The sequence below is a fragment of the Chryseobacterium lineare genome, assembly GCF_977014045.1.
Window position 1 is genome coordinate 846,487 of the sequence record NZ_CDRNIQ010000001.1, and the last position, 26,588, is coordinate 873,074.

26 protein-coding genes are annotated in these 26,588 nt (G+C 36.5%); 8 read left to right on the forward strand and 18 right to left on the reverse strand.

Annotated elements, in window-relative coordinates:
- Window positions 1-223 precede the first annotated feature (223 nt).
- The 6 genes from ACWNCI_RS03680 to ACWNCI_RS03705 all read right to left on the reverse strand — a co-directional run bounded on the left by ACWNCI_RS03680 (window position 224) and on the right by ACWNCI_RS03705 (window position 3,897).
- Window positions 224-670: a KTSC domain-containing protein gene (locus ACWNCI_RS03680; RefSeq protein WP_346985559.1), complete on the reverse strand. Its 447-nt coding sequence runs from the start codon at window positions 668-670 to the stop codon at window positions 224-226.
- A 144-nt stretch (window positions 671-814) separates the two neighbouring features.
- Entirely contained in the window at window positions 815-1,393 is a 579-nt protein-coding gene (locus ACWNCI_RS03685; protein ID WP_449387235.1) for a hypothetical protein, read from the reverse strand.
- Window positions 1,394-1,422: 29 nt separating this feature from the next.
- A complete protein-coding gene (gene nudK, locus ACWNCI_RS03690; protein WP_449387236.1) occupies window positions 1,423-2,004 on the reverse strand; it encodes a GDP-mannose pyrophosphatase NudK in 582 nt (193 codons plus the stop codon).
- 17 nt (window positions 2,005-2,021) lie between these two features.
- Window positions 2,022-2,927 (reverse strand): TIGR01777 family oxidoreductase, encoded by a 906-nt coding sequence (locus ACWNCI_RS03695; protein WP_449387237.1) that lies wholly within the window; start codon window positions 2,925-2,927, stop codon window positions 2,022-2,024.
- A 19-nt stretch (window positions 2,928-2,946) separates the two neighbouring features.
- Window positions 2,947-3,291, reverse strand: coding sequence for a hypothetical protein (locus ACWNCI_RS03700; RefSeq protein ID WP_449387238.1), 345 nt, complete (start codon window positions 3,289-3,291; stop codon window positions 2,947-2,949).
- A 3-nt stretch (window positions 3,292-3,294) separates the two neighbouring features.
- Window positions 3,295-3,897, reverse strand: coding sequence for an HPP family protein (locus tag ACWNCI_RS03705; protein WP_449387239.1), 603 nt, complete (start codon window positions 3,895-3,897; stop codon window positions 3,295-3,297).
- A gap of 202 nt (window positions 3,898-4,099) precedes the next feature.
- Between ACWNCI_RS03705 and ACWNCI_RS03710 the strand changes: the two genes are divergently transcribed.
- The 6 genes from ACWNCI_RS03710 to ACWNCI_RS03735 all read left to right on the forward strand — a co-directional run bounded on the left by ACWNCI_RS03710 (window position 4,100) and on the right by ACWNCI_RS03735 (window position 9,688).
- Complete coding sequence (locus ACWNCI_RS03710; RefSeq protein WP_449389479.1) at window positions 4,100-4,432, forward strand: single-stranded DNA-binding protein; 333 nt, start codon at window positions 4,100-4,102, stop codon at window positions 4,430-4,432.
- A gap of 11 nt (window positions 4,433-4,443) precedes the next feature.
- The gene (locus ACWNCI_RS03715; RefSeq protein WP_449387240.1) at window positions 4,444-4,899 is read left to right on the forward strand and encodes an HRDC domain-containing protein; all 456 of its coding nucleotides are present in this window, start codon (window positions 4,444-4,446) and stop codon (window positions 4,897-4,899) included.
- Window positions 4,900-5,040: 141 nt separating this feature from the next.
- Window positions 5,041-6,387 carry a histidine--tRNA ligase gene (gene hisS / locus ACWNCI_RS03720; RefSeq protein WP_449387241.1) on the forward strand — a complete coding sequence of 449 codons (1,347 nt, stop codon included), beginning with the start codon at window positions 5,041-5,043 and terminating at the stop codon, window positions 6,385-6,387.
- A gap of 10 nt (window positions 6,388-6,397) precedes the next feature.
- Window positions 6,398-7,468, forward strand: a complete 1,071-nt coding sequence (locus tag ACWNCI_RS03725) for a leucine-rich repeat domain-containing protein (RefSeq protein WP_449387242.1) — start codon at window positions 6,398-6,400, stop codon at window positions 7,466-7,468.
- Complete coding sequence (gene chrA / locus ACWNCI_RS03730; RefSeq protein ID WP_449387243.1) at window positions 7,465-8,595, forward strand: chromate efflux transporter; 1,131 nt, start codon at window positions 7,465-7,467, stop codon at window positions 8,593-8,595. Before ACWNCI_RS03725 ends, chrA begins: the two co-directional genes overlap by 4 nt.
- 295 nt (window positions 8,596-8,890) lie before the next feature.
- Window positions 8,891-9,688 (forward strand): class I SAM-dependent methyltransferase, encoded by a 798-nt coding sequence (locus ACWNCI_RS03735; protein ID WP_449387244.1) that lies wholly within the window; start codon window positions 8,891-8,893, stop codon window positions 9,686-9,688.
- A 54-nt stretch (window positions 9,689-9,742) separates the two neighbouring features.
- Here ACWNCI_RS03735 and ACWNCI_RS03740 read toward each other — a convergent pair whose 3' ends face one another.
- The 3 genes from ACWNCI_RS03740 to ACWNCI_RS03750 all read right to left on the reverse strand — a co-directional run bounded on the left by ACWNCI_RS03740 (window position 9,743) and on the right by ACWNCI_RS03750 (window position 12,133).
- Complete coding sequence (locus ACWNCI_RS03740; RefSeq protein ID WP_449387245.1) at window positions 9,743-9,997, reverse strand: YtxH domain-containing protein; 255 nt, start codon at window positions 9,995-9,997, stop codon at window positions 9,743-9,745.
- Between the two features lie 98 nt (window positions 9,998-10,095).
- The gene (locus ACWNCI_RS03745; RefSeq protein WP_449387246.1) at window positions 10,096-10,938 is read right to left on the reverse strand and encodes an isoaspartyl peptidase/L-asparaginase; all 843 of its coding nucleotides are present in this window, start codon (window positions 10,936-10,938) and stop codon (window positions 10,096-10,098) included.
- A gap of 304 nt (window positions 10,939-11,242) precedes the next feature.
- On the reverse strand, window positions 11,243-12,133 hold the full coding sequence (locus ACWNCI_RS03750; RefSeq protein ID WP_346985546.1) for a cyanophycinase: 891 nt from the start codon (window positions 12,131-12,133) through the stop codon (window positions 11,243-11,245).
- A gap of 197 nt (window positions 12,134-12,330) precedes the next feature.
- Between ACWNCI_RS03750 and cphA the strand changes: the two genes are divergently transcribed.
- The gene (gene cphA, locus ACWNCI_RS03755; RefSeq protein WP_449387247.1) at window positions 12,331-14,958 is read left to right on the forward strand and encodes a cyanophycin synthetase; all 2,628 of its coding nucleotides are present in this window, start codon (window positions 12,331-12,333) and stop codon (window positions 14,956-14,958) included.
- Window positions 14,959-15,146: 188 nt separating this feature from the next.
- On the opposite strand, the gene ACWNCI_RS03760 is transcribed toward cphA, so the two are convergent.
- The 9 genes from ACWNCI_RS03760 to ACWNCI_RS03800 form a co-directional block, all read right to left on the reverse strand.
- Window positions 15,147-15,485: a hypothetical protein gene (locus ACWNCI_RS03760; RefSeq protein ID WP_449387248.1), complete on the reverse strand. Its 339-nt coding sequence runs from the start codon at window positions 15,483-15,485 to the stop codon at window positions 15,147-15,149.
- A gap of 18 nt (window positions 15,486-15,503) precedes the next feature.
- A complete protein-coding gene (locus ACWNCI_RS03765; RefSeq protein ID WP_449387249.1) occupies window positions 15,504-16,688 on the reverse strand; it encodes a hypothetical protein in 1,185 nt (394 codons plus the stop codon).
- Between the two features lie 73 nt (window positions 16,689-16,761).
- The gene (locus tag ACWNCI_RS03770) at window positions 16,762-17,598 is read right to left on the reverse strand and encodes a type 1 glutamine amidotransferase (protein WP_449387250.1); all 837 of its coding nucleotides are present in this window, start codon (window positions 17,596-17,598) and stop codon (window positions 16,762-16,764) included.
- Window positions 17,599-17,624: 26 nt separating this feature from the next.
- A complete protein-coding gene (locus ACWNCI_RS03775) occupies window positions 17,625-18,749 on the reverse strand; it encodes a carboxylate-amine ligase (RefSeq protein ID WP_346985542.1) in 1,125 nt (374 codons plus the stop codon).
- 23 nt (window positions 18,750-18,772) lie between these two features.
- Complete coding sequence (locus tag ACWNCI_RS03780; protein WP_449387251.1) at window positions 18,773-19,726, reverse strand: ATP-grasp domain-containing protein; 954 nt, start codon at window positions 19,724-19,726, stop codon at window positions 18,773-18,775.
- A 39-nt stretch (window positions 19,727-19,765) separates the two neighbouring features.
- On the reverse strand, window positions 19,766-20,479 hold the full coding sequence (locus ACWNCI_RS03785; protein ID WP_449387252.1) for an alpha/beta hydrolase-fold protein: 714 nt from the start codon (window positions 20,477-20,479) through the stop codon (window positions 19,766-19,768).
- A gap of 49 nt (window positions 20,480-20,528) precedes the next feature.
- The gene (locus tag ACWNCI_RS03790; protein ID WP_449387253.1) at window positions 20,529-21,740 is read right to left on the reverse strand and encodes an ATP-grasp domain-containing protein; all 1,212 of its coding nucleotides are present in this window, start codon (window positions 21,738-21,740) and stop codon (window positions 20,529-20,531) included.
- 140 nt (window positions 21,741-21,880) lie between these two features.
- A complete protein-coding gene (locus ACWNCI_RS03795; protein WP_449387254.1) occupies window positions 21,881-23,296 on the reverse strand; it encodes a leucyl aminopeptidase family protein in 1,416 nt (471 codons plus the stop codon).
- Window positions 23,297-23,299: 3 nt separating this feature from the next.
- A complete protein-coding gene (locus ACWNCI_RS03800) occupies window positions 23,300-24,421 on the reverse strand; it encodes an alpha/beta hydrolase (protein ID WP_449387255.1) in 1,122 nt (373 codons plus the stop codon).
- Between the two features lie 218 nt (window positions 24,422-24,639).
- Here ACWNCI_RS03800 and glgB point away from each other — a divergent pair, with 218 nt between their 5' ends.
- A complete protein-coding gene (gene glgB, locus ACWNCI_RS03805) occupies window positions 24,640-26,586 on the forward strand; it encodes a 1,4-alpha-glucan branching protein GlgB (RefSeq protein WP_449387256.1) in 1,947 nt (648 codons plus the stop codon).
- Window positions 26,587-26,588 lie beyond the last annotated feature (2 nt).

A 26,588-nucleotide genomic window follows, 5' to 3' on the forward strand; every position in this document is an offset into this window, starting at 1 on the left:
TGTTATTAAAGTCTACATCGGAATAAAAGAATATCATTTCACAGGTGGAGATTCTTCACTCCGCTTCGCTATGTTCAGAATGATACTGTGCAGAGGTTAATGATAATAATATTTGCTTTATACCGAAATGATGCACTGGATTCAACCATAATTTTAAAAAAAGTCTCTTCATAAAAAAAAGCTTCCGGAATCCCCGAAAGCTCTTCATTATTTTTATATGGAATTAAGCTTCCATCGCTTCACCGGCCTTTCTGTACACAAAACTTCCGTAAATATGTCTTCTTGCAAAACGGCTCGGCGAATCGGCATTCACCATTTTGATATATGTATTTCTAGGAACACCCAGGTATTCATAAATATTACCGTTCAGATGCTGGATGGTAAGAATTGATTTCTCAAGATAAAAATCCTGAATATTCGAAGTGGAAGTAGTTTCCGTATATTCTTCCTTATATTTTTCCTGTGTTTCCGGGTTGATGCTTACCAGAAAATGATAGGCTTCAATCACCGATTTACTTTTTTCTTCGGCTTCTATTTTTCCCGCTTCGTCATTGATAAATTTATCGGGATGTGTATCTTTCATCACATTTCTGTAAATGGTTTTCAGTTCCTTTAACGTAACGTTTTTTTCTACTTCCAGAAGCTTTCTGTATTCACCTAATTTTTTCATATGGTCTGATCCTTATTTCGGGGTGCAAAATTAAGGTATTTAATTGAGAAAGTGTAAGTTATTCGTTGTTAATTTATTTTATGATTATTTAGACAATCAAATCACTTATTATCTTTATAAATATTCACAGGCAATTATTAGGATCTATTCCGTCTTCTGGTAAATATGCGTTACTTTCCCATTCTTGATAAAATCCTCTACTGAAGTGTTTTTAGTGGCATTTTTGTGGGTAATTTCGATATAATAGATCATCACGTTGGGAAACTTCGGATCTCTGCAATAGATCTTAAATCTTCTTACTTTTTCATCAGTACTTAAAAAAGCGAGTTCGGAAGCATTACTGAATCTGATATTATTAACCTCAAAAGCATCTTTCCAGTTTTTTTGCAGCTTGGCAAATCTTTTCTGGGTTCTGTCGCTGTCTTCATTTTCAAACTTATCAACCTGAAAATCGGTCAGGAGCTGAGGATAGATCAGACCTTCCTGAAGAATCGCTTTGGTAATTTTATCAGATTTATCATAAAAAATAACCTTATTGTCAAACTGAACCTGACGGTCGTTGACTATGATATTTCCTGAAAACTTTTTGTAGTTTTTCTTTTTATAATCATTCTTAAAGTGTTCTATGACAGCCTTGTCTTTCGGACCTGGCTTTTCTGTTTTCTGTGCAAAAACAGGAACTGATAAAAGCAATGAAAGGCTTGCAGTATATAGTAATTTCATGATAGTTGAGTTATATTAAATATTTAGATTTAAAGAATATTTTTCAGTCTGAGATATTGTAATAACATGATGGTTTTTGCATCCTTAATATTTCCGTTATCGATCATTTGCAAAGCTTCATCAAAAGAAAGTTCAAGGACTTCAATATTTTCACCTTCGTCATCAAGCCCGCCGCCATCTGCTATTTTCATCTCTCTGGAATATTCGGCGATGAAAAAGTGCAGGATTTCCGTAACAGATCCCGGCGACATATAGGCTTCAAAGATCTTTTCAACTTTTGCTATCTTATAGCCGGTTTCTTCTTCCGTTTCTCTTCTGATGCAGTCTTCAGGATTGTCATTGTCAAGTAATCCTGCGCAGGCTTCAATCATCATTCCGCTATCATTTCCATTAATGAAAGTGGGTAGCCTGAACTGTCGCGTCAGAATCACATTTCCGTTATTTTTATCATACAGTAAAATAGTGGCGCCATTTCCCCTGTCATATGCTTCGCGGCTTTGCTGTTCAAAGCCACCGTCTTTTTTCCGGATAGTAAAGGTCACTTTCTTTAAGACATACCAGTTATCTGATAATATTTCTGTTTTTTCTATCTGAACGTTTGAATTTTGCATAGATTATACAATCTTAATTATTTTTTTAATAAATCTTCTAAAGCAATCTTTAAATCAGGGAATTCAAAATGAAAGCCCGCTTTCTGAATTTTGTCTGCAGACGCTCTGGAACCTTCCAGCAAGGCATCTGCCAGCTCGCCGAAGATAAGTTTTAATACAAACCCGGGAACGTTCGGCATGAATAAAGGTTTTTTCAATACCTCCGCAATCTTTTCCGTTAAATTTTTATTGGTAATATGCTGTGGTGAAACTGCATTGAAAGCTCCATTCATTTCAGAGTTTTGCAATGCAAACTCATAGATTGAGCAAATGTCGTTAATATGAATCCACGGCATATATTGATTTCCTCTTCCGAGAGGCGAACCCATTCCCAGTTTGATAGTCGGAAGCATTTTCTTTAAAGCGCCTTCCTTGTCCGAAAGTACCACTGCCGTACGGATCTTCACAACTCTCTCAGCGAGATTCTGTTCCTTAAACTGATCAGCAGCTCTTTCCCAAAGAATGACTACTTCACTCAAAAAATTATTTCCGGGAGCATCATTCTCGTTAAAGATTTTCTCTGTAGTTTTTGTTCCGTAATAATTTATTCCTGAAGCAGAAATAAAAGATTTTAATCTGATATTCTTTTTCCTTAAGGTTTGTAAAAGTAAGTCAGCAGAATCAACCCTGCTGGAAATCAGCTCTTTTTTTCGTTCATCCGTCCAGCGTTTTTCTGAGATATTGGCTCCTGCCAGATGGATAATATGGGAAATACCTTCCAGCGCTTTTTCGTCAATGGTTTTTTCTTTGATATTCCATTCAAATTCATTTTCATGTCTCTTCTTTCGGGTTAAGAAACGAACCGTATAGTATTTTTCGAGCCTTTTTGAAAGTTCACGGGCAATAAGTCCGCCGGCGCCTGTGATGAGTATGATTTCTTTCATGTACTGTATTTCATTTGTATTATGACTGATTTCTGACGATCAAAACAAAATCATCATCTAAAAGTTTATAACCGTAATCATATATAAACTTATATTCTGAACCATTTTTGTAAACTTTAAGATTCGTAAAATAATCAAAATCAAAACCTAAGCCATCAAGTTTTGAACGGGGAACTTTTGTTTTGCCGTCGGTATTTACTTCAGAGAGAATCCTGTAGTTTTTGCGGAGTTTGTTATTGACGTTCCGCATCAGATTGTTGGAATCCTTATTCTGTTTGTTGTTATAGGCATTTCGGCAGGCGTCGTTACAGAACTTTTTGTCGGATCTACCGATAATTTTTTCGCCGCATTCAAGACAATTCATAATCTATTTTTTCAGTTTGTGTGGATGAGCATGCTTTTTTCTTAAAAGCCTTTGAAATCTACTGTGATTAGGATAACTTCTGTTTGGCGTTATATTATTAAAAAAAAGTGCTGTTAATAATAAGATTAGGCATCCGGAAAGAACCGGTGATATCACGTACCAAAATCCCAGCTCAGGAATTTTTCCGGTAGAACTTACTGCAATCAGTGCTGTGGCACCTCCCGGAGGATGCAGGGTTTTGGTGTACTGCATCAAAACAATGGAAAAAGCAACAGCCAGCGGCGCAGAAAGCCAGATAATATCGGGAACAATCTTATATATTGTAACTCCTACCAGCGCAGAGATTACATGACCGCCAACCAGATTTCTTGGTTGTGCTAACGGACTTTGAATAGCTCCGTAAATCAAAACACTGGATGCTCCGAAAGATCCTATCAAAAAGATATTCTCGGTGGCTAATAAAGAATGTGACTGTATGAAAGCAATGATCCCGATTCCGAAGAATGCTCCCAGAAATGACCAGAAATGCTCTTTATAGTCAACCAGAGTTTCTTTGTAAATCACATATCTTGAGACTCTCAGCGTTCTTTTAATTGTTTTTTTCATATTTACCCAAAGATACATATTTATCCGTTTTCAAACGGATAAATATTTTCGACTTATGCTAATATTCGTTTTCAAACGACTACAAACGAACTTAAATAATTTCTTACCGATTTGAATTTCAGAATTACCGAATCTTTGCAACAGAGATTTGAGAAAACAGTGAACGTCTCTGATCTGAATACTAATCTTAAAAATTAAAATGATGTCACTAAGAAACAAAGTAACATTAATCGGTTACACAGGAAAAGAAGTTGAAATGGTAAGTTTTGAAAACGGAGGTTTAAAAGCAGTTGTATCCCTTGCCACCAATGATTATTATACCAATGCAAAAGGTGAAAAAGTGGAAGAAACGCAATGGCACAATCTGATTGCTTTCGGAAAAGCGGCGGAGATCTTTCAGAAATATGTTCCGAAAGGGAAAGAAATTGCAGTTGAAGGGAAACTAACCTACAGATCGTATGATGATAAAGATGGCGTAAAGCGATATATAACCGAAATAAGAGTAGATGAAGTTCTGCTTCTGGGAAGTAAATAATAAAAACACAAATGATGAAAGTAAAAGTTTTTAAAATCAGGCTGCAGCAGGAATTTTTACAAGATGACCAGCATATGCTTGACGGATTTCTGGAATCTCATCAGATCGTAAAAGTGGAAACAGCTTTTGTAAATGACGAAAATTACTGGTCGGTAGTATTATATTTTGATGAATTAAAAATGTCTGCCAATGCAGTAAAGGAACCAAGACAGACAAAATATACTTCTGAAAATGATACGTTGAGCGCCGATGAAGAAAAAATCCTTGATGCTCTTAAAGAATGGCGTTCTGAAAAAGCAAAGGAGCAGAATCTTCCGACGTATTTTATTGCAACCAATAAAGAGCTGATATCCGTGGCGAAATATAAACCTATAAAAAAAGAAGAACTCCTGGAAATCAAAGGATTTGGTAAGCATAAAATAGAAAATTACGGTGAGGAAATTCTTGAAATACTGGAAAGCATCTGATCCTTAAAAAACAAAACACAATTGATGAATGAATCATTAGCTGGAGAAGATTGCTTCTTCAGCTTTTGATGTAGTTAAAAGTCAGTTCAATTCCTTATTTTTGCAGCACTTATACATTAATCATCATTTATCAATTATAAAATGAAACCAGGTTTAGCAAAAGGGACGAGAGATTTTACAGCATCGGAAGTTGCAAGAAGAAGATTTATCATTACTATCTTACAGAAAAACTTCGAATTATTTGGATTCCAGCCATTGGAAACGCCAAGCTTTGAAAATCTTTCGACATTAACAGGAAAATACGGAGAGGAAGGTGACCGACTGATTTTTAAGATTTTAAATTCAGGGGATTACACTTCAAAAGTAAATCAGGAAGACTGGGAGAACAAAAATCATCAGAAATTAACTTCACAGATTTCCGATAAAGCCCTTCGTTACGACCTTACTGTACCTTTTGCAAGATTCGTGGCGATGAACCACAATCAGCTTACTTTTCCTTTTAAAAGATATCAGATCCAGCCGGTTTGGAGAGCAGACCGACCGCAGAAAGGAAGATTCAGAGAGTTTTATCAATGTGATGCCGATGTGGTGGGAAGTGAGAGCCTTTTGCAGGAAGTAGATTTGGTTCAATTGTATTTAAAATCATTTGCAGAGCTTGGGGTTTCTGTGACGATTCATATCAATAACCGTAAAATACTTTCCGGTCTTGCCGAATACGCAGGAATTACCGATAAGCTGATCGATTTCACAGTTGCACTGGATAAGCTTGATAAAATAGGAAAAGAAGGAGTGGTGAAGGAATTGCTGGAAAGAGGAATTGCTCAGGAATCCATTGATAAACTGGATTTCCTTTTTGTCCAATCAGATGATGCGTTGGAAAACCTTCTTCAGCTGAAAGAAAAATTTGCGGGAAACGAAACAGGACTGAAAGGCGTTGAAGAATTGGAGTTTGTCATCACGCAATCCTTGAATTTGGGTGTTGATATTCAGAATCTGGTTTTTGATATTACACTGGCGAGAGGGCTGGATTATTACACCGGAGCAATCTTCGAAGTAAAAGCAGATGAGGTTCAGATGGGATCAATCGGAGGCGGCGGTAGGTATGATAATCTAACAGAAGTTTTCGGAGTGAAAAATATTCCGGGTATCGGGATTTCTTTTGGTCTGGACAGGATTTATCTTGTCATGGAAGAATTAGGTTTATTCCCTGAAGAAGCCACATCAAAAGTGCAATATCTGTTTGCTAATTTCGGAGGTGATGAAACGCTGGAAGCTTTAAAATTAATCAAGCAATTAAGAGAAAAAGGAATTTCCGCCGAGCTTTATCCTGAATCTGCTAAAATTGGAAAACAGTTTACGTATGCTGAAAAGAAAGGAATTAAAAATCTTGTTTTCCTTGGCGAAGAAGAAATCAAAAACGGAACTGTAACGTATAAAGATCTTGAAGCCGGAGAACAGAAAACGGTTTCTCTGGAAGAATTTTTATAATTTTAGAGCTATGAAAAGCATATTATTTTTAGCACTTTTTACAGCTTGTTCTGTGTTTATTCGGGCACAAGAAAGGATGCCGGAAATCCCTAAACAGGACCTCAGTAAGGAAAGCGATCATGTAGTGCTCAGTGAGATCACTTCATTTCCGGAACATATTTTTTCATGGGATATTAAATCTCTGACGGTAAGTGAATCAGATCAGCTGACAAGCATACCCGAAAAAATTTCCAGACTAAAAAATCTTGAGTCTTTTATGCTCACAGGAGGTCATAAAATTACAGATTTTCCGAAAGAGTTTGCTTCATTAAAGCAATTGAAAAAACTGGCATTACACAATATGCTTACGGAGAAGATGTCTCCGGTAATTTTTAAACTGAAATCATTAGAGGATTTAGAATATGCTCAGTTCAGTTATTTTGATTTTTCGGAAGACATAGGAAAATTGGAAACATTGAAGAGACTTGGATTATCAAGAGGATTAGATATTAGAAGTCTAAAAAGTGTTGAAGGAAAAGCCGGTAGAAATCTTCCGTCTTCCATAAAGAATCTGAAAAGCTTGGAGACTTTGTCCGTTAGCGGAAACCTTATGTCTGAGCTGCCCGAAGAAATAGGATTTTTGAATATGGTTAATGATGTATGGCTTTCGAATAACCTGCTGAAAACGTTACCAAGTGGATTTTCCAGGCTTCAAAACTTAAAGACGCTGCATCTGGACAATAATGTATTTAAAGTGTTTCCGAAAGAGCTATACAAAATATCAAGTCTTAAAAGACTTGATATCTATAAAAATCAGATTAGCCAAATCCCTGCCGGAATAGCTGGGCTGACTGGCCTTACCGGCCTTTTTATTGATAGGAATGAACTTACAAACGAATGCTTAACGGAAATTTATAACCTTGAAAATCTCGAAGTCCTGGATATTCGTAAAAATAAAATTACATCATTCCCATCGGGTTTAGAAAAAATGAAAAAGCTGAAAATAGTATATATTTCAGGAAATAATATTCCGTATCAGGAAATTTCTCGTGCACAGGTTTTGTTGCCAAAAACAAAGTTTGTTACTCAGGAAATGCCATGAAAAATACAGAAGAATTAAAAGAAATAGCCAAACTTTTTCTTAAGCTGGGAATCATAGGTTTCGGAGGACCGGCTGCACATATTTCAATGATGCAGGATGAAGTTGTCACCAAAAGAAAATGGCTTACACAACAGCATTTTTTGGATCTGATGGGTGCAACAAATTTAATTCCAGGTCCCAACAGTACAGAAATGGCCATCCATATTGGAAGAGAAAAAGGAGGCTGGAAAGGATTAATTACTGCAGGAGTTTGTTTTATTCTTCCTGCAGTTTTTATTACAGGTATTTTTGCCTGGCTGTATAAAAAATACGGAACATTACCTGAAGTTCAGCCTTTTGTCTACGGAATTAAGCCCGCCATCATCGCTATTATTTTATCAGCAATTTTTCCGTTGGCAAAAAAGTCTTTAAAAACAGGTGGCTTGATTATTTTAGGATTGCTTGTATTGACAGGATCATTACTGGGTTTTAATGAGATTCTCCTCCTTTTTGGCGCCGGAATTATCTATGTCTTTTTATTTTTTATAAACTCCGGAAAATCAAAAGATTTAAAAAATCTTATTCCTATTATTTATTTACATGAATCAGGGAACGATTTATTATCCACATTAAATATTAAATTATTCCTGATTTTCCTCAAAGTCGGCGCTATTCTTTACGGAAGCGGCTATGTATTGTTTGCGTTTCTGGATGCTGAGCTTGTCTCTACAGGATTGATGACAAGAAAGCAACTGATAGATGCCATTGCCGTTGGACAGTTCACTCCCGGGCCGGTTTTTTCTTCGGTTACTTTTATAGGATATCAGATTAACGGATGGGCCGGAGCTGCCGTTTCAACCCTCGGGATTTTCTTACCTTCATTTCTTTTCGTGGCATTGCTGAATCCTTTGGTAAAGAAAATGAGGAAGTCAATAATTTTCTCATTATTTCTGGACGCGGTAAATGTCGCTTCTGTTGCTATTATTGTCTCCGTATGTATTACGATGGGAATGGGTACTGTTACTGACTGGAGGACGATTCTTATTGCTGTTGTCTGTCTTTTTCTAAGCTTTCTATATAAAAAAATCAATAGTGCTCTTATTGTTGTGCTGGGTTCGGGAATGGGATACCTGCTGACATTAATATAGACTCTATTTTCATTATTCTTAATAATTCCTTTGAAAATGTATTTTCACATCGTGACCATATAATTTTATAGTTTGCCAATATGCAATCACATCGCTAAAATATTGCTTTACATCGCAAGAATATCTTTTTACATCGTGCCAATGTATAATTGCAACGTTAAAATGTAAGTTTACCTTGTAAAAAAGTAAAACTATATAGAAAGAATATTAAAAAATCTTTTCTAATCTCTTTACTTTTAGATCTGAATGTAATCGCAGTTATTTTTTTTATATTTTTAGGATATAAATATAAGCCATGGAAAACTATTTAGAAATTAACAGAAACTCGTGGAATGCTAAGGTGGAACCTCATTTAAAATCGGATTTTTATTTTGTAGATGAATTTCTGAAAGGAAGGACTTCCCTTAATTCTATCGAATTGGAGCTTCTGGGAGACGTAAAAGATAAGACGATTCTGCATCTCCAATGCCATTTCGGACAGGATTCTATTTCCCTGTCAAGATTGGGAGGTAATGTGACAGGAATTGATCTGTCGGATAAAGCGATTGCCGCAGCAGAGGAATTGGCACAGAAATGTGGAACTGATACTCAATTTATCTGTACAGATTTGTATAATCTCCCTAATATTCTTGATCAGCAATTTGATATTGTCTTTACCAGTTACGGAACCATTGGCTGGCTGCCGGATCTGGAACGATGGGCAAAGGTAATCTCACATTTTCTTAAGCCTAAAGGAAAATTTATTATGGCGGAATTTCATCCTTTAGTGTGGATGTTTGATGATGATTTTGAAGGCGTGAAGTACAATTATTTTAATGAAAAAGCCATTGTTGAAATTTATGAAGGCACTTACGCAGATCAATCTGCAGATATTGTACAGGAATATGTGATGTGGAATCATTCTTTAGCGGAAGTTCTTCAGAGCCTCATTAATAATGGTCTTGATATCCTTCAGTTCAGAGAATTCGACTGGTCACCATATCCATGTTTCAGACATATAGAAGAATTTGAAAAAGGTAAATGGAGAATTTCTAAGTTTGGAAATAAAATTCCATTGGTGTTTTCAATGGAAGCACAAAAAAAGTCATCGTAATAAAAAACTACGATGACTTTCTAAATATATGAATGTTAAAATAACTAGTCTTGGTTAAATAGATTCCTGTGCTTTATTTACAGAATCCTGTGCTTTGTTTTTAAATTCATCTGCTTTATCCTGAACCTGGGAAGCAACATTATTGGCTCTGTCTTTAATTTCATTTCCCCATTTGTTTAGGTTATCCTTTGCATTATTGAATTTGTCTTTTACCATTTGTTTTTCTTCAGCGCTTGAATTTTTGTATTTCCAGTAAGCTAAAGCTCCCAAACCGACTAACGCTAATAAACCTTTTGTCTTATTTCCCATGATTTCTATTTTTTAAATGTTAATATTAAAATTTGTTATTAATAACCATGTAAAATACGTGCCAAAAAAATTGATAGAAGTATAAAATAATGTTAAATTTAATTGAAAGTTTGTAAATTATTTCCGTCAAAACTTGCAAAAATCATAGTGGGATAGGAGTCGCGGTGAAAAATATTTCCATTTTTATCAATGGCAATAGCCCCTGCAAATCCGTCAATTGTTTTCAGTTCTTCGAACGTTTTATCAAAAGCATTTTCGAGGGACATTCCGTCGGTAACTCTTGTGACAATCTTTGCGGCTGTGGCATTGCTTACAATATCTTCACCAACGCCTGTGCAGCTCACTGCACAGAAAGAATTGGCATAATTTCCCGCAACGGTAGCAGAATCGGAAATCCTTCCCGGGATCTCAAATCCCTTTCCTCCTGTGGACGTGGCAACGGCTAATTTTCCTTCTTTATCAAGGGCTACACAGCCGACAGTTCCTTTTCCTCCGTTCTTTAATTTTAATTCATATTCTTCTCTTCTTTTCGGAATTTCAGTGGAAAAGTTTTCAAAGCCATGTTCTGAAGCATATTTTTTAGCTCCGCTTCCTCCCAAGACTCTGTCGTCTTCGTTTATGAGTTCTTTTGCCACAAAAACCGGATTTTTTACATCCTGAATATTGATAACACCACTCATTTTCTGGGTTTTCCCGTCCATAATGGCAGCACTCATCCTGATAACGCCGTCACTTTGGATCTGCGAGCCTGTACCTGCATTGTACAGCTCATCATCTTCAAGCAAAGAAACCGTAAAAGCTGCAGTGTCAAAAGCTGAATTGTTCTGTAAAAATTCAAAGGCTCTTTTTACAATATGTTTCAAAGATTCCTGCTTGGCAGTTTTTACCTCGTTGCTCTGATCACTTTCGGAGAAAAATCCGCCGTGGATGATTATTTTCATATTTTAGTTCATTATTGGTGAATGACAAATGTTTTTGATGATGTTAATTTATGTAAGCTTTTTTTAACTTTTTTATTTAACCACAAAAGTCGCAAAAGATTAAAAATTTCCATTTTAAGCAATTTTTATAAAAGAAAAAAAGCTGACAATAGTTTTTAAAAATCTTTGATTTTTGTTCTTTTGAAAGCTTTGATTAACTAATAAAAACTTTTTAAACTTGTCTTTTGCGACTTTTGTGGTTAAATTTAATATTATTTTAAACAGATTTATATATTTAAATAATCATTCATCAACTATTCATCATTTATTTGTCTTGAGGAATGGGATTGAATTGAGAATTTTCGATCGTCAGCGTTTTGGTTGTGAGATCATAATGATCGTTCATCGACATGACATGAACGGTAAGATTATCAATAGAAATGGGTTCTCCGAGATTGATGTTGGTAAGATTGGTGTCTTTAATAAATCTTCCGTCGACCAGAATAACAAGTCCGGAACCTACAGCAGTCATTACATCATTGTGAATAAAAAGTCCTGTATCTTCTCCCAGACCGATTCCCAGCGTTCTCGGATTGTTGACTACGGCCTGAAAAAGTCTTCCGATTCTTCCTCTCTGTACAAAATGGGTGTCAATAATTACATTGTCGATCAGGCCCAAACCTTGTGTTGTTTTTATTTCACCTTTAAGCAATGCTTCAGAGCTGCTACCCTGATAGATCATATTTTCGGACGCGGCAGCGGCTCCGGCAGAGGTTCCTGAATAAATAAAATCCTGTTCCTGATATTTCAATAAAATGGTATCGTGGAATCTTGTCCCTCCAAGAATGGAAGTCAGTCTCAGCTGATCTCCCCCTGTAAACATAACAACATCTGCTGCGTTTGCTCTTGCGACGATCGCGTCAGAATTGGCCTCTTCACGGTTGTGAATATCAAGTATATTCACATTTTTGGCGCCTAAAAACTCAAAAGCTTTTTTATATTCGGAACCTACGATCTGCGGAATCTGTGAGGCTGTCGTAATAATTTCAATGACAGAATTTTCCTTTTGTTTAGATTCGTTGATGATTTTTCTGAGAATTCCTCTCTCAAAAAAATTAAGATTTTTTTCTATATTCTGATCAAAATCGGTTTCAGCAAAACTTCCTTTGTTTACAGCACCACCGATTACAATTAATTTTCCAACAGGTTTCGTCATAGGATGCAAATTTAAAAAATTATTAACAGCTGAAAAAATCCACAGTACATAAAATTGATTTTGAGGATTTTAGAATGATAAATAAACTGTGCTTATTTTTAATAAATATTCAAACGTGGTATAGTTTTGTTTAGGGTTTTGCATTATCTTTGATTTTAAATGCAGTTATTGGTAACTATTAAAAATGCAAATAGACTATGAAAATTGAGAAAATACAGGCACTGCGCGGCCCTAATATTTGGAGTATCAGCAGGAAGAAGCTGATACAGATGAGGTTGGATCTGGAAGAAATGGAAAATTTTCCTACCAATAAAATCGACGGTTTCAGAGAAAGAATAGAAAAATTAATGCCTTCTCTATTTTCTCACAGATGTTCCGAAGGCGTGGAAGGTGGTTTTTTTCACCGTATAGAAACAGGAACATGGATGGGACATGTGATTGAACACATCGCGCTGGAGATCCAGACTTTGGCAGGTATGGACGTGGGCTTTGGGAGAACGAGGGAAACAAAAACTCCGGGAGTTTATAATGTCGTATTTAATTATATTGAAGAAAATGCAGGGATTTTTGCAGCGGAAGAATCTGTAAGAATCGCAGAAACTTTAATCAAAGGAGAAGATTATGATCTGAATGCATGTATCCAGAAGCTTAAAGAGATTCGCGAAAGAGTGCGCCTGGGACCTTCAACAGGAAGTATTGTTGAGGAAGCCGTATCCAGAAAAATTCCCTGGATACGTTTAGGAACAAATTCTCTGGTGCAGCTTGGTTATGGAGTTAATCAGCAGAGATTTCAGGCAACGATTACCGGGAAAACAAGTTCTATTGCTGTAGATATTGCATGTAATAAAGAGTTGACAAAAAGAATGCTGCATGATGCCGCAATACCGGTACCTATAGGAGATCTGGTCATGGATGAAGAAGGTCTTGACAGTGTCGTAAGAAAAATAGGATATCCTGTCGTTATTAAACCTTTAGACGGAAACCACGGAAAAGGTTCTTCTATCAATGTTAATGATTGGGAATCAGCAAAAACGGGACTGGAATATGCTCAGAAATATTCTAAAAAAGTAATTGTTGAAAAATATATTACGGGATACGATTTCAGGGTTTTGGTTATCAATAATAAAATGGTGGCTGCTGCCAGAAGAGTTCCTGCTCACGTTGTCGGTGATGGCGAGCTGAATCTTGAACAATTAATTGAAAAAGAAAATAAAGATCCGAGAAGAGGATACGGACATGAAAATGTTTTAACCGAAATAGAAGTCGATAAAGATACGACTGAGCTCCTTGAAAAACTGAATTATACATTACAAACCGTTCCTCAGAGAGGAGAGGTGGTTTACCTGAAATCAACGGCTAATCTCTCAACGGGAGGGACTTCGATTGATGTTACGGATATGGTTCACCCGGAAAATATCACAATGGCTGAAAGAATATCAAAGATTATAGGCCTGGATGTCTGCGGAATTGATATTATGGCGGAAAACCTTACGCAGCCTTTAAAAGAAAGTGGCGGAGCAATCATTGAAGTTAATGCAGCACCGGGTTTCAGAATGCATCTTGCTCCAAGTGAAGGATTACCCAGAAACGTTGCGGCCCCGGTAGTTGATATGCTTTATCCACCGGGAAAACCTTTTACTATTCCCATTATTGCAGTAACCGGGACTAACGGAAAGACGACAACCACAAGACTGATTTCACATATTGTTAAAAGTAACGGCTACAGAGTTGGCTTTACCACTTCGGACGGAATTTATATTCAAAATACGATGCTGACGAAAGGTGATACAACGGGACCTCTTTCAGCGGAATTTGTATTAAAAGATCCAACTGTAGAATTTGCCGTTCTGGAAACTGCAAGAGGCGGAATTTTACGTTCAGGATTAGGTTTTTCTCAATGCGACATCGGTGTTTTAACTAATATTAAAGAAGATCATTTGGGATTGAATGATATTCATAACCTAAAAGATCTTACGAAAGTAAAAAGAGTGGTTCTTGACAGCGTTAAAAAGAATGGATGGAGTGTAATGAATGCCGATGACGAATATTCTATGCGAATTGTGAACGATCTCCATTGCAATGTAGCGATTTTCAGTATGGATGAAAATAATCCACACATGAAGAAATTTGCCAAAGAAGGCAAGATCACCTGCGTTTATGAAGAAGGTTTTGTAACGATTAAAAAAGGTGACTGGAAGATCAGAATCGGAAAGGCAAAAGATTTCCCAATTACGATGGAGGGTAAGGCCAGATTCATGATTGAAAATGTTTTGGCGGCAAGTTTGGCAAGTTATCTTCAAGGGTTTGAAATTGAAGATATTTCGAATTCATTAAGAACTTTCCTGCCTAGTGCACAACTTACCCCCGGAAGACTTAATGTTTTTAAGTTTAAAAACTTTAAAGTTTTAATTGATTTTGCTCATAATCCTGCAGGCTATGAAGCGATTGAAGATTATCTTAAAAATGTAGAAGCAACGAAAAAAATAGGCATTATTTCGGGAGTCGGAGACAGAAGAGATAATGACATCAGAGAATGCGGGAAAATTGCAGGAAGAATGTTCGATCATATTATTATCCGAAACGAAAAGCACCTTCGCGGAAGAACGGAAGAAGAAATAAACGGATTGATCATTGAAGGAATGCAGAATTCTGGAAAAGATGTAAGCTATGAAACGATTCCTAAAGAAATTGACGCTCTGAAACATGCGATGGGAATGGCGGAAGAAGGGACTTTTATCACCGCTTTAAGTGATGTTATTTCCAATGCGATTGATCTTGTTCAGGATTATCAGACAAGAGAATTGCTTGAAGATGACAAGATCTAATAATATATTTTGAAGTTTCGGCGGCATCGAAGATGCCGCCGAAACTTTATCCTATTTGTTAAAGTTGATCTATAAATTTTCCCAGGTCTGTTTTATCTCACGCATTTTAACCAGATAAAAATATAAAGGAATCAGCTCTAATCGTAGGGTGAAAAAATTATTATCAGGTAATATGAATGGTAGGATCATCATAATAATACAGACTGTAATACCGATGACGGCATCAATAATAGCCGCTTGCGGAGCCCATTTTGTTCGAACCAAAGTCCGTATGCTACAATTCCCTTATAAATATATGAAAAACTCACGATTAATCCCGGAACTGTATAAGGATGATGTGCATCAATTCCGTAAATTGATATTTTAAATTGTCTTACAAAAGGCCCGATCCCAAGGAACAAAGCAGAAATTGATCCTCCAATCAAAAAGAACCAAACAAATATTTTGATCCATACCGGTAGAAGATTTCTTCGTCGTGTAAAATTTGCTTTCTTTTCAAACTCTTCAAAAGCTGAAGTTTCATTCATTGTATATTAGTTTATAATTTATTCTTGTGCAAAAAAGGCATTGGAGCTTCCGATCCAGATGGCATCTTTCTTATTAAAATCTACATTTACCATATCAGCTTTGGTCATTCTTGCAAGATTCTCCAGTAGAATAGGGCGTTCATCATTTTCTCTCCAAATATACAACAAACGAATTTCTCCTTTTGAGAAATCTCCGTTGATATCTTTAAAAACGGGTTCGTAATTTACTTTTCTTTGTAAAATGTAATTTTCTTTGTCATCAATAGCATCTGTTATCTCTTTTGTCGGATTTAGATTAACACCGCTTCCCGCAAAGGAAAACAATGGTTTCAGAACAAAATTTTCAAGGTTTTCATTTTCCGGAAATTCATGCAGGAAATAACTTTTTGGCACGAACTGATGCTGTAAGAGCGGTAACAAGAATTTGGAAATTTTAAAAAACCAATTCGGATGTGTAATCCATTTTACATCAACATCTTCGCGGAAGTCAAATTCCGTTTTCAGATCCGGAATACGATCTAATTCATCAAAAATGACGCGATTATAAATTCTTTTGATTTCAACTAAATTTTCTTCATGTTCGTAATATAATTTTCTGCCGTTTTTTTTGATTTTAGTAAGGCAAACTGTTTTTATTCCCAATAATTTTTCAGTTAAAGCAAAATCAATAGCCGTTTTCTGTTTTTCGGGATAGATTTCCAGGAGAATAACGTTTTCAGGATTTTCTTCACCAACAATAAGTTCTTTTAAATAATTTTTGAATGTTGCGTCAGGCATTTTATTTCTGATTTCCGAAAGAAAAGGGTACACCTCACAAAAGGTTTCTTCAAAGACTTTCTGAAAAGCGTACAGAGAAGGGAAGGCCTGAAGCTCAATAAGCTGAGGTTCGATTTCTCCATTTACACTTCTGCAGATCCCGAAATCAATGGTGAAAAAGTGTGGTTTCTCTGTATCTCCCGGAACGTGACAGTTGTCAGGAACTGCTTTTCGTAATAGGTCGGGAGATAAAGTTTTGATCTGATCAATAATGCTTTCGCTGGCATCAATTAATTTAGACTCAAATTCTTTTGCCAGGAAAATAGGACTTTCAGAAACTCTGAATCCCGGTTCGAGCCCGCTTTTTTGTTTTAAATATTCTTTCAACAGGCTGTACTTTTCCTGTGAAAAATTCTGGTTAAACTGTTGTCTGTATTTTGGAATCATCAATCTTTCTCTTTTGTGAGTTAAAAAAATCGGACAGTCCAGCCCGATTATATATTCTTATCGAAAGTATTTCTTACATTGAAATATGAGTTCTGTTCAAAATGTTCTGTTTTGCAAAGTCTAAAAATCCCGGAAGAATCTGTGACTGTGTAAGAATGATTTTATCTTCGTCATCAATTCTGTCGATAGTTTCAAGGTATTTTTCCATTCCGAAATTCTCGATCATGGCCAATTTGTTTTTTTCATCCTTAAGATTTTCCATCATTCCCTCAGGGTTGGCTTCCGGATGAAACTGTGTTCCGAAAATTTCTTCAGAAAAACGAACCGCCATCACGGCTCTTTCAAGATCTATGTGAGGTCTGAATTTTTCAATCGCTGTGATTTTCATTCCCAGTTCTTCAAAACGTTCATGATCCGGTTCAATAAACTGGTAAGCTCGCGAATCAACGGCGTAGAAAGGATCCGGAAGATTTTTGAACAAAAATTCCTGCTCGCCTTCTTCAGTTTTATGAACCGGCATCACGCCAAAGGAATACGATTTTCTTTTATTGATTGTTCCGAGTTCCCAGTGAATGCTTGCCAGCTGGAAAGAATGGCAGATCAGGAAAAGATATTTTTTTTCAGGGCTAAACTTATTATGTTCAAAAATAGCATTTAAGAATCCACTAAATTTATCTTCCCATTCCAGTCCTTCCCGATGAGGATTTCCAGGACCTCCGGAAGAAATAAATATGTCAAATTCTTCAATGTCCGGAATTTCATTTTTAAACCTTACGTCAAATGTTTTGATGATTACATTTTCTTCCACACAGTGCTGCTGAAATGTTTCAGAAATTTCTTTTATATTTTTAAATCCCTGATTGATCTGATTATTGTTCATATCCAGCAAGGCAATTCGAATATCATTCATGCTACTTCATATTTTTTACAAATTTATCAAATATTATGAAGTGTTTCTCCGTGCGTAATGCCATATTCGGTTTCTGAAATCATATAATCAACAACTTTTGTAAGATCGCCGGTTTCATTAAAAATTTTGAGCTGTCTGTCTGCACCCGTTCCATTTTCAAGAATTTTCCAGGCATATTCCACTTCATTACGACAGCCTAAATCATCTACCACATCATCTATAAATTCTAAAAGTTCTTTTAAAAGATCAGGATAGGGAACAGATTCTTCTTTACCAAAATCGATGAGGTGAGCTTCAATGCCGCTTTTGGAGGCTCTCCATTTATTTTCATTAAGCAATAATCTTCTATAGCTTCTGAAACTTAAATTTTGCTGATGAAGCTTATAGATTTTTGCTACAAGAGACTGCATGATAGCTGCCAGACATACCGTTTCATCTATTCTTAAAGGCATATCGCAAATCCTGAATTCAATGGTAGGATAAAACGGATGAACTCTGAGATCCCACCATATTTTCTTGGCATTGTCGATTGTTCCTGTCTTTACCAAAAGGTCAACATAACTGTCAAATTCCGCGAGAGAGTTGAAAAAACTCGGGATTCCTGTTCGTGGAAATTTCACGAAAATTTCTTGCCGGTACGATTTAAAACCTGTATTTCTGCCGATCCAAAACGGTGAATTTGTTGATAATGCATACACATGCGGAAGAAAATATCTCATTACATTCTGGATTCTTACCCCTTCTTCACGGTTCGGGATTCCGATATGAACATGAAGTCCGAAAATCAAATTTCCGCGTGCCACATCGCCCATGTCGTCTACGATTTTGTTATACCGTTCTCCGTTGGTAATAGTATTATGCTCCCAGTTGGAGAAAGGATGTGTTCCGCCTCCGGAAACGCGAAGCCCCTGTTCATGAGCTGTTTTGATAAGATGCCTTCTGAGATTAGTTAGTTCAGCTTTCGCTTCCTGAATATTCTGGCAGATTCCCGTTTCCATTTCGATCATGGATTCGTGCATTTCGTGCTTTAAGTTTTCGCTTAAAACAGCTTTTCCACCTTCTATAATTTTCGAAACATGAGAGATCAGATCTCTGCTCTCAACATCAATGATCTGATATTCTTCTTCGATGCCGATAGTAAATTGATGCATTTTTTTTCGTGTTTTATGTTTTTTTATTTAATAGAATCTTTTACAAAATTTCCCCAGGCGATATTAGGTTTTCCGGGAACATATTCTTTGGCTTTTTCTACGGCTAACTTTGCAGCATGCTCCACAATCCATGCAAAATTTTCTTCGCCTACAGAATTTCTGTCGGCATCCGGTGCAGGGTTGCAGAAGTCGATCGCATAAGGAATTCCATCCCGAACAGCAAATTCCACGGTATTGAAATCATAGCCTAATGCTTCATTCATTTTAATGGTATAATAATGAATGGTTTTTAATAATTTTTCCAGTTCTTTCCCTTCTGTTTTGTGAGTCGTTTCATATCTCAGATGAGGAGCATTTCTCGGTTCATAAGGCATAATGTGAACATATTTTCTGCCCAGGCAATATACCCTGTAGTAATCATCAAAAATAATTTCTTCCTGTACCATCATTACGAGCTGCTCGGTTTCTGCGTGTTTTTCCCAGAGGTCTTGCGGATTTTCTACGCGGTACACGTTTCTCCAACCGCCGCCGTCGTGGGGTTTCATATAAGCCGGAAATTCGACATAATCAAAAATATAATCCCAGTCATGAGGGAATTTCAGATTTCTGAAAGAAGTTTCTGAAGTATTGGTTGGTCTTTCGTAAGAAGGAAGTAAAACCGTTTTCGGAAGAGGGATCCCCAGTTTTGTCATCAAAGCGTTATTAAAAAATTTTTCATCTGCACTCCACCAAAATGGATTGTTGATAACATATGTTCCGTTTAATGCTGCATTTTTAAGATAAGCTCTGTAGAAAGGAACATCCTGCGAAATTCTGTCGATAATGACGGCATATCCATAATCTATGCCCTGTTCAAGTTTGTCGATGCTTACCGGTTCAGCAATGATTTCACCTTTTCCAAGTTCATTTACCTTATCAATAAATGCCCACGGAAATGTATCTTCCATACCGAATAAAATTCCAACTTTTCTAACCATAATTGTATTTTTTTATGTTTTTTTTACTATTTATTTAAATTAAGAGAAAAATGCTCCGATAAATGTGGGGAAAACCATTCTCCAAAGCGGCCAGTCGTGATTGATCCATTTTCTTTCATCGTACCAGAAATCGATTCCTTTGGAACGTAAAATCTCTGCCATTTCGATATTTTTATCTTTACAGATATCCTGATCGGAAGTGCTTAAAACGATGTGCATATGTTTATATTTCCACGCTTCATCATTTTTTACAAATTCTCTCGGGCAATTGAAGTACACCAGATCATCAGAATATCCGTCCATAAAATTTCTGATGCTGAAAGCTCCCGAAAGACAGATGAGATGCGAAACAACATCCGGAAACCTGAAGGCAAAATTTGCTGCGTGATACCCTCCGAAACTTGCTCCTGCAAGTGCAACACGATGGGTCTTATGGATTTTCTGAATATAAGGGACAAACTCCTGAATCAGAAACTGTACATATCTTTCATAATTTTTAATTCTCTGTTGTGGCGAGATGCTTTCATCATAAAAGCTCCAGCTATCAATGGTTTGAATATTATAGAGCTTCACTTTTCCATGCTCTACAAACCAGTTGATGCTTCCGTTCAGATGAAAATCATGATTTTGCGTATAAAGACCCTGAGAAGTCGGAAACATAATGATCGGATGACCATAATGTCCTGTAACTTCTACTTTGAGGCTTGTACCCAAAATATGTGAATAATAATCTGTATGTTCTATATGTGGCATTTTTTATAATAAATGATGATTGATGAATGATAATTAATTTTGCTAGTTGTTAACTCATCGGTTTGCTTTTCGGGGGAAGGATATTCAGCATTTCAGCATGAATTTTTTCGGCTGCATGATCAAGTCTTTCCTGAATAACATCAGGATCGCTGGCTTTATAAACAACACCAACATGGTGATCAATAGGTAAAAACTTTAGTGTTTCCGGACTTTCAAATTTGCTGTAATCCGCTTTCTCATTCTTAATTAAAGCGATTATCAACCCGGAATAGTATCCGGTAGGTGTTGGAACCTGATAATCTTTCCCTTTCAGCAAAGCATTTTCAATTTTTGCCCATTCTCTCCAGATGTTGATGCTGCTTGATGCTTCCACCAGATCAGGAATGTGAGCACCTCCAACTCTTGAGGAAGTTTCCAGAAAGTAATATTTTCCGTTTTCTTTACTTCGTATAAACTCTGTATGGGTGGCGCCATTTATTAGTCCAAAATTGGAAAGAACTTTAGCATTGGCATTTTCAAGAGCCTGAAATTCATCGGAATATCTTCCCAATGTTTTCGTCCTGAAAACTCCGCCTTCATGGGAAACCTGCATCGGCGGTGCCAGATATTTTGAAGCGGAAGTAAAAACGATTTCTTTATTGAAAGTAAGGCTGTCAACATGATAAACATCACCGGGCTTAAAGCTTTCCAGTAAAAATAAGTGTCGCTCTTCTCCAAGATTATTCAATGCTTCCCAAAGCTCTTCTCTGGAATTCAATTTTTTAATTCCTGAAGCTGAAGCTTCCGAACGGGGTTTTAAAACCCATGGAGCAGGAACTTTATCAATAAAAGCATTCACCTCATCATTATTAAAAACTGCAGTGAACTCGGGAACATGGATGCCAGAATCTTTTGCTTTGTGTCTCATTGCAAGCTTATCCCTGAAATACCGGTGTGTTGTTTGTCCCATTCCGGGAATACGGAAGGTTTCTCTGATCAAAGCTGCTTTTTCAACATCATAGTCATCCAGGGCAATTACAGCATGAACTTTTCGGGTCTGCATCAGGTAAGAAAATCCCTGAATAAGGTGATCGAGATTCCAGACTGAAGGCTTTATTTCAGGCATGTAGAAAACTTCATCTATAGCATGCCACGGCCAGTTTTTCTCCTTAAGATTTTCGGATGTTACCAGAATTACTTTATTACCGAGGTTTTTCATTTCGTCCATGAAATCATAACCCTTGTAATAGCACGAAATACATACTATTGTTTTCTCCTCCATATAATGTTTTTTAGTTTTTAATGAAATTTAAAAAATGAAAGACGTGTTTTCTTAAGTATTTATTACTAAAATATTAAATAAGGTACATATTTGAAAATTTCATATCAATTATACAGAGAATTTTTGTAATAAACTAATTTTTAGTGATAATTTTCGATTAAATCTGCCAGTAACTGCACTCCAAATCCGGTTGCAGCCTTTTCTTTTGCGTATCCTACATTTCCGAAAGCGACTCCGGCAATATCAAGATGCGCCCATTTCGGATGCTCTTCTATAAACTGTTCTAAAAATTTTGCGGCTACAATGCAGTCACCAATGGGTTTCATGGATATATTTTTAATATCGGCGACATCAGACCTGATATCGTCTTTCCATACCTCCCACAGTGGTAAATTCCACACTCTCTGGTTGGTTTTATCTCCTGTTTTTATCAACATATTTTTCAGCTCTTCATTGTTTGAGAACATTGCTCCGCAGGTGTCACCGAACATTCTCACCGAGCTGCCTGTTAAGGTGGCGAGATCGATTAGAAAATCTGTTTTGAAGTTTTTTGCCATATAGGAAAGTCCGTCTGCAAGGACCATTCTGCCTTCTGCGTCGGTATTTAATACCTCGATTGTTTTTCCGTTATAAGCCGTAATGACATCGCTTGGAAGAAAAGCTTTTTCAGAAATAGCATTGTCTGTAATGGGTAAAATGGCAATAATATTTACAGGAAGCTGCATTTCTGCGGCATAAATTAAAGTTCCTAAAACAGCGGTCGCACCGCCCATATCCGACTTCATATAATGCATATTGTCCGGATTTTTTAAAGAAATTCCTCCGGTATCAAACAAAACGCATTTTCCCACGAGACCGAAGGTTTTTGCATTTTTTGCATTGCTTTTATATTCAAGGATTGTAAAGGCGGCATCATAAGCACTTCCTTGGTTTACAGAAAGATAAGCGCCCAATCCAAGTTCCTCACATTTTTTTCTATTGAAAACTGTGTATTTTAAATCATATTTTTTAGCTAAATTTTTTAAATATAAACTAAAAACATCCGGTTTTTTAAGATTAGCCGGTTTGTTCAGCCATTCCTGACAGGCAATTTGCCCGTTACTTATTGCTTCTGTTTTTTGGCTGATGAGATCTAGTTTTTTCTGACTTAAATTCTCAAAATGAAGCTCAAATTTAGCATTCCAGAAAGCGTGAGTCTTTTCAAAAGGATAATGGTAAGTGCCAATCAAAAGACCTTTTACAAACTCTTCAAATTGCTTTTCATTCATAAAATCTGCTACAATGAGCGTGGCGACAGCTGATAATTTTTCTTTATAAGCGTGTGAAAATTTAAGGGCGACCTGCTGAATTTCAAAAAAAGGCGCATCTGCTTTGCCCAAACCGATGAAGTAAGCAATTCCTTCTTCCTGCACATTGATAAAAACTTCCTGTTTTTTACCGGTGAAAAACGCAGCTATATTTTTATTAAAATTTTTGGATGTTTTTGACCATTCTTCTTCCGTGAAAAGATGGAAAATCTGAGTATAATTTTTAATTTTTTTATTGACTAATTTCATAATTTAATTTTTAATGCTTTTTTGCTGAGGTTTTACCTCTACAGGATTTTCTGTATTGTTGTAGAAAAGCCATTCGATTGCTCTTGGAAATTCCTGAGACCAGTAAAATTCATTATGTTTGCCTTCAGGATTGATGCTCGTTCTGAACTCGAAGTCAAAGAAATTTTTTTTCTCCCAGCGTTTTAAATATTGCTCGAAAATATGAATTCTTTTTACCATTTTAGATCCTTCCTGGCCTCCGCCGTATAAGTAAATTTTCATGGTAAAAGGAACTCTGAAATTCATTATGGGAAAATTATTATTAGGTTCTACCCAAAGTGACGGTGAAAAGATAAGCAGTTTAGAGTAAACTTCAGGATAAAGAAAACCACTGTAAATACTGATCAGGGCGCCCAGAGAACTTCCTCCGATTCCCGTATTGTCACGGTCTCTTTTGGTTCGGTAATGGTCGTCAACAAAGGGCTTCAATGTATCGGTAATAAAACGTATGTATTTTTTTCCTTCGGAACCATTAGCTACGTGGTCATTATCAAAAATATATTCTTTAATTCTGTCCTCGCTTCCATGTTCGATTGCAATAATAATAATGTCTCCGCGACCATATTCTGCAAGAACGGAAAGTTTTTTATCAATCTCCCAGTTTCCGTAATCACTGCCTTCATTGAACAGATTCTGGGCGTCCTGAAGATAAAGAACAGGATAACGTTTGTCGGAAATATAATAATCGTAGGGCAGAAGCGCCCAGATTTTACGGTGGCGGTCCAATTGAGGAATGTAAAATTCCTCCGAAATAACTTCCGCGATAGGGAAAAATTCTTTTTTGAATGGTCCCCAGTTCAATCGCCATTTTTCAACCAGATCTAAGGTTTTACCTGCTGATTTACTTATTTTTCTGTTAGGTGTAATATTCCCGAATTTGTCGAGTTCTACATTTTCCCAGCCCCCTTTTGTGAATTTATATTCAATGATTTCCGGCAAAAGCTGCTCGTCGATTTCTATGTAGTAATTCTGATTTTCTGTTTTGGTAAGTCTATAGCGATTGTCTCTCGGGTTCCAGCTGTTGAAGTTTCCCGTGATATAGATGCTCCTTTCATCATTTTCTTTGGTGTAGAGTTCAAATCTCATCCATGCGTGTTTAATAATTTTAAGGTTAAATTTATAATAAAATCTTTTTGTGGCAAATTATTTTTAAAATCAACGAACACTCCTGAAAAAACTCTATATTTGATAGGAACAAGTGATGATATGTATTTAACATAATAATTACTTCAATATTTATTAACAATTCTTTCTGATTTTTTTAGTAGTTTCAGAGAAATATTAAAATTTAAATCAAAACCGTGATGAATTCGGTTAAAACATACACTCTTTTTACGGATCATGATATTTATCTTTTCAAAGAAGGTAAACATTATAAGCTGTACGATAAATTCGGGGCACATTCCGTAGAAAAAGACGGAGTGAAGGGGATTTACTTTTCGGTTTGGGCGCCCAATGCAAAAAAAGTTTCTGTAATCGGAAATTTCAATATCTGGAACCATAAAGATCATATTCTATTCCCAAGATGGGACGGATCAGGAATCTGGGAAGGCTTTATTGCAGGACTTACTTTAGGTACATTATACAAATACGCCGTAGAAACAACGAGAGGTGAAATTCTGGAAAAAAGTGATCCGTATGCATTAAGCTGGGAGCAGAATATTCAGGCGGCATCATTGGTTTCTACGACCTGGTATGAATGGAATGACAAAGACTGGCTACAAAACCGCTGGAAAAAAAATAGTCTCAAAGCTCCGCTTTCAGTGTACGAACTTCATATCGGTTCCTGGATGAGAAATGAAGATGATCCTGAAAGGTTTTTGAATTACCGGGAGGTTGCTGAAAGGCTTGTTCCTTATATTAAAGAAATGGAATTCACTCATGTGGAGTTTATGCCGGTCATGGAATATCCGTATGATCCCAGCTGGGGCTACCAGATTACCGGATTTTTTGCCACAACTTCACGTTTCGGTTCACCACAGGATCTGATGTTTCTCATCGATGAGCTTCATCAGAATAATATCGGTGTGATTTTAGATTGGGTTCCTTCCCATTTTCCCGGAGATGCCAACGGTTTGCATCGATTTGACGGTTCTTATCTTTATGAGCATGAAGATCCCAGAAAAGGTTTTCATCCGGACTGGAAATCATATATTTTCAATTACGGAAGAAATGAAGTAAAATCTTTTTTAATTTCAAATGCCATGTTCTGGCTGGAGCGTTACCATGCCGACGGCCTGCGTGTAGATGCGGTTACATCTATGCTCCATCTGGATTATTCCAGAAATGAAGGAGAATGGGAACCTAATATTCATGGTGGAAATGTGAATCTTGAAGCAAAAACTTTCTTGCAGGAATTTAATACCGCTGTTTATAAAGAATTTGGTGATAATATTATTACGATTGCCGAAGAAAGTTCAGATTTTCCTTTGCTGACAAAACCCGTTCACGACGGAGGTGTCGGTTTTGGGATGAAATGGATGATGGGCTGGATGCATGATACATTGGATTATTTTAAAGTAGATCCTATCAACAGAAAATTTCATCATCACAAGCTGACTTTCGCTTCTATGTATATGTATAATGAAAATTATATGATGCCTTTGTCTCATGATGAAGTGGTGCATGGGAAAGCGAGCCTTATTTACAAGATGTTTGGTGACGAATGGCAGAAATTTGCTAATCTTCGGGCTTTATATGTGTATATGTTTACGCATCCGGGAGCTAAGCTTTTATTTATGGGCGATGAGTTCGGACAGACAAACGAATGGAACTTCAGGAAAAGTCTGGACTGGCATTTGCTTGTATATCCCATTCATAAAGGGTTGCAAAAAGTAGTTAAAGATCTTAACCATATATACAGGAACGAAACGGCTCTTTATGAAAATCAGTTTTCCGGGGAAGGCTTTGAATGGATTCAGGCCGATGATGTGGATAATTCTGTTTATATCTACCTGAGAAAAGGACAGAAAAAAGATGATGTATGCATGGTTATTCTGAATCTTACTCCAAGAGTGATTGATTATAAAATAGGTGTAAGCGCAGGCAGTCAATGGGAAGTTATTTTTAATTCCGATGATGAGCAATATGCAGGAAGTGGCGTAAAGGCAAATATTTTCGAAGAAAAAAATGAAGATTTTATGAATCATCAGAAGTCAATTAGTATCAATTTACCGCCGCTGGCAGGGATTATTTTAAAAAGAAAAGACAAAAAATACAAGCAGAATAGAATTAAAAACCACAAAAGATAAAG